The sequence below is a fragment of the Mycobacterium innocens genome (assembly GCF_900566055.1).
Classification (GTDB): Bacteria; Actinomycetota; Actinomycetes; order Mycobacteriales; family Mycobacteriaceae; genus Mycobacterium; species Mycobacterium innocens.
On the sequence record NZ_UPHQ01000053.1, the window covers coordinates 1 to 3,034 of the forward strand.

The window sequence follows — 3,034 nt, forward strand, 5'->3', positions numbered from 1 at the left end:
TCTACGCCCGCGTCGCCCAGCGCCTCCTCGCCCTTGCCGCTGTGATCTGGCACAACTGGAAGATCAACAGCCCAGTCAAGAGGTCACTGATCGCCTACGACCACTGACCAAGGTTGGGAATTACTCATCTAGGCTCGCGGCGCGCTGAAACCATGGCGGTCGTGTTCATCGAGACTGCGCCCACTGCGACTGCGCCCGGCGAGTCGTGTCCGTGGCTGCAGTGTCGCGGGGACGCGCGGCGACCAACCGGACTGCGCGCCATCATCAGCCACTTGGGTCATGCAAGCCGCGCAGCTGCCCGTCGAGACGGTTGGGGCCAAGCCCTGATCAGTACGAAGCGGGTCAGCGGTGACCGGGCGCGTTGGGGTTGCAGTCGATGCGATCGGGGATGTAGCAGTCCGGAATGATCCAGTCGCTGAGCGGATCCTTGGGATTGACGCGCACCGAACCTTTCGGCAGCTCAGGAGCTTTGCCCGGTTCGAGAGTGAAGGTGTTGGAGAAGATGGCCGGCTGATCCCGGGCCAACCGGAGAAGCAGCCCACCCTGCCGGACACAGATAAGCCCAACGGCCGGTGGCGCTTTGGACGGGTCCGGCATCGCCTCCGAGCTTGGGTAGACGAGATTGCACAGATCCTGGGCGCTGAGGATGTGGTATGGGGGGTCGTCGGCCTGCACCGGCGGAGCGACCAGCAGCCCCGCTCCGAGAACACCCACTCCGATTGCGCCTGCGGCGAATTCTCGAAACATGTCCACCACCTCGTGGTTGAGTGCGACTCAGCGCGAATCATAACCGCCGCAGGCGCGTGGTGGAATACATTGATTTCTCGCCCTGCGGGTGCTGCGGTGCAGCGTTATTCCTGCTGGACGCCGGTCAGCTTGCGAATCGTTTGGAGTTCGCCGTCCTGATAGGCCCGCCCGTCCGGCCGCAGCAGGTCGCTGAACCACACCTTCGGTGGCGTACGGTACGGGTGATCCCACGAGTCCCACGGCAGGTACGTCTGGGTCTTTCCGGCGACCAAACCCCAGTTGAACGCTCCAACGTTGTGCCGCTTGGCAATTGGCAGAATTCCCTCGACCGTGCTGCCCCGGGTGCGAGCCAGGTATTCGGTGCAGACGACCGGGCGTCCCAGTGGCGAAAGTTCGGCGATCCGGGCCTCGAAGTCGGCCGGCGCGGCATAGCTGTGGAAGGTGATCACGTCCGAGTTGTCCAGTGCGATGCCGCTGATCGTGCTGCGTTGCCCGGGGTCGGCCCAGTTTCCCTGCCAGACCCCACTGGTCAACGGCTGAGCAGGATCGACTGCCCGCGCCCACCGGAACACCTGGGGCAGCAAGTCGGCGACCAGCGCCAGCTTGTCATTGCGCTCCACCTTGCGATACACCCGCGCGGGATTGTCGGGTTCGTTCCACAGGTCCCAACCCAAAACCCGGTCGTCACTGCGGAACTGGCCCACGACTCCGGTGACATAGTCGTAAAGAACGCTGCCGTAGCGCCGGTCACCGAGGTGTTCGGCACCCGGGCTTTGCACCCACCCGGAGTTGTGCACCCCGGGCCTCGGCGGGCGCTGACGGCCCGGCCTGGGGAACGGGTCCCAGCAGGAGTCGAACAAGACGAAAAGCGGCTTGACGCCGTGACGCGCGGCGATCGCGACGAACTGCGCGAGACGCCCTTGGAAGCCTTGGCGGTCCTGGGCCCACAGTTGGTCGTGGAGAAAGACCCGCACCGTGTTGAACCCGAGTGATCGCGCCGCGGCGAGCTCGCCGTCGATGCGCCGCGGGTCATAGGTACCCGGCTGGAACATCTCCAGCTGGTTGACGGCATTCGACGTGATGTAGTTGGCGCCGACGAGCCAGCCCTGCGCTTGATACCAGCTGTTGGCACGCTCGGCCGGCCACCGGCCCGGTTCGGCACCGGCGCGCCCGGCTGTGGCCAGCGCCGTGCCCGCTGCCAGCAGCAGCGGTAGCTTCAGCGCGGTCCGACGGTCCACGAAAAGACCATAATTTTGCCAGGTGATCCGTATGGCGTTGGTCAGCAACGTGTTTGGGGTTGCTTATCGATTCGAAACGTTTGAGGTTGGGAATCGTTACTTGCGTTGTGCGGCGGCGCTTACCGCGATGCCGAGAGCCGGTCGCGAAATCCCGGGCCGGCCTCGGGGGTCACATTGCGCGCGGTGATCTCTTCACCGCAGTGCATGCAGACCAGGCGAGGATCGACGAATTCGCCGCAGGTGTGGTGTCGCAGCATGATCGGCGGGCCGTCAGGGTGGGGCAAATGCTCGTCGCCCCACCGCATGAGCACGACGATCGCTGCGAAGAGTTCGCGGCCGGCCTCGGTGAGCCGGTACTCGTGCCGTTCGGGATTGCGGGAGTAGGGGACGCGGTCGAGAAGGCCGGCGTCGACGAGCATCCGCAGCCGCGACGACAGGGTGGGGCGCGGGATGTTGAGGTTGCGGGCGAGCTGGCCGAAGCGCTGCACCCCGAAGAACGCCTCACGCAGGATGAGCAGCGTCCAGCGCTCACCGACCAACTCCAAGGCCCGTCCGACCGACTCGCCGTCGAAGCGATGGGACAACTCGGCGGGATGCATAGTTCAATGACTTTACCGGTTCAATTACTGAACCGACACGAGTAAATTGATTGAACCGCCGCCGTCACCGTCACCAGGAGCCGTTGATGAATCACCGCGACGCCGAGATCAAGAACCTTGCCGAGAAGATCGCACTCTCGGCTCGCGAGCTTTCCGGGCAGATCGACCGCGATCGCCGACTTCCCGACGAACTCGTGGACAGCCTGAATGCGGCCGGGCTGCTACGCGCCACCATGCCCCGCGAGGTCGCGGCGTTGGAGCTGGCGCCTGCAACGGCGCTGCGGTGCGCCGAAGCGATTGCGCGCGGCGACGCCTCCGCGGGATGGTGCGTATCGATCGCCATCACCAGCGCCCTGCTGGTCGCCTACCTACCGGCGTCCAGCCGCGAGGAGATGTTCGGCGGCGGACGGGGTGTCGCGGCGGGGGTGTGGGCGCCGCGGGGCACGGCGA

4 protein-coding genes and 1 pseudogene are annotated in these 3,034 nt (G+C 65.6%); 2 read left to right on the forward strand and 3 right to left on the reverse strand.

Annotated elements, in window-relative coordinates; genetic code table 11:
• Positions 1 to 107 (forward strand): annotated as a pseudogene (locus EET03_RS06645) (IS982 family transposase); the annotation flags it as partial.
• A 235-nt stretch (positions 108 to 342) separates the two neighbouring features.
• Here EET03_RS06645 and EET03_RS06650 read toward each other — a convergent pair.
• The 3 genes from EET03_RS06650 to EET03_RS06660 form a co-directional block, all read right to left on the reverse strand.
• Positions 343 to 747, reverse strand: coding sequence for a hypothetical protein (locus EET03_RS06650; protein WP_136625651.1), 405 nt, complete (start codon positions 745 to 747; stop codon positions 343 to 345).
• Between the two features lie 104 nt (positions 748 to 851).
• Positions 852 to 1,985 carry a glycoside hydrolase 5 family protein gene (locus EET03_RS06655; protein ID WP_075544149.1) on the reverse strand — a complete coding sequence of 378 codons (1,134 nt, stop codon included), beginning with the start codon at positions 1,983 to 1,985 and terminating at the stop codon, positions 852 to 854.
• A 119-nt stretch (positions 1,986 to 2,104) separates the two neighbouring features.
• On the reverse strand, positions 2,105 to 2,584 hold the full coding sequence (locus EET03_RS06660; RefSeq protein WP_075544144.1) for a winged helix-turn-helix transcriptional regulator: 480 nt from the start codon (positions 2,582 to 2,584) through the stop codon (positions 2,105 to 2,107).
• 86 nt (positions 2,585 to 2,670) lie between these two features.
• Here EET03_RS06660 and EET03_RS06665 point away from each other — a divergent pair.
• The coding region (locus tag EET03_RS06665) for an acyl-CoA dehydrogenase family protein (RefSeq protein ID WP_208649012.1) at positions 2,671 to 3,034 on the forward strand (364 nt) is incomplete at its 3' end.

What these genes read in the sequence shown, in the direction of transcription:
- EET03_RS06650 (WP_136625651.1), bottom strand. Translation starts at nt 747, where the DNA reads ATGTTTCGAGAATTCGCCGCAGGCGCAATCGGAGTGGGTGTTCTCGGA.
- EET03_RS06660 (WP_075544144.1), bottom strand. Translation starts at nt 2,584, where the DNA reads ATGCATCCCGCCGAGTTGTCCCATCGCTTCGACGGCGAGTCGGTCGGA.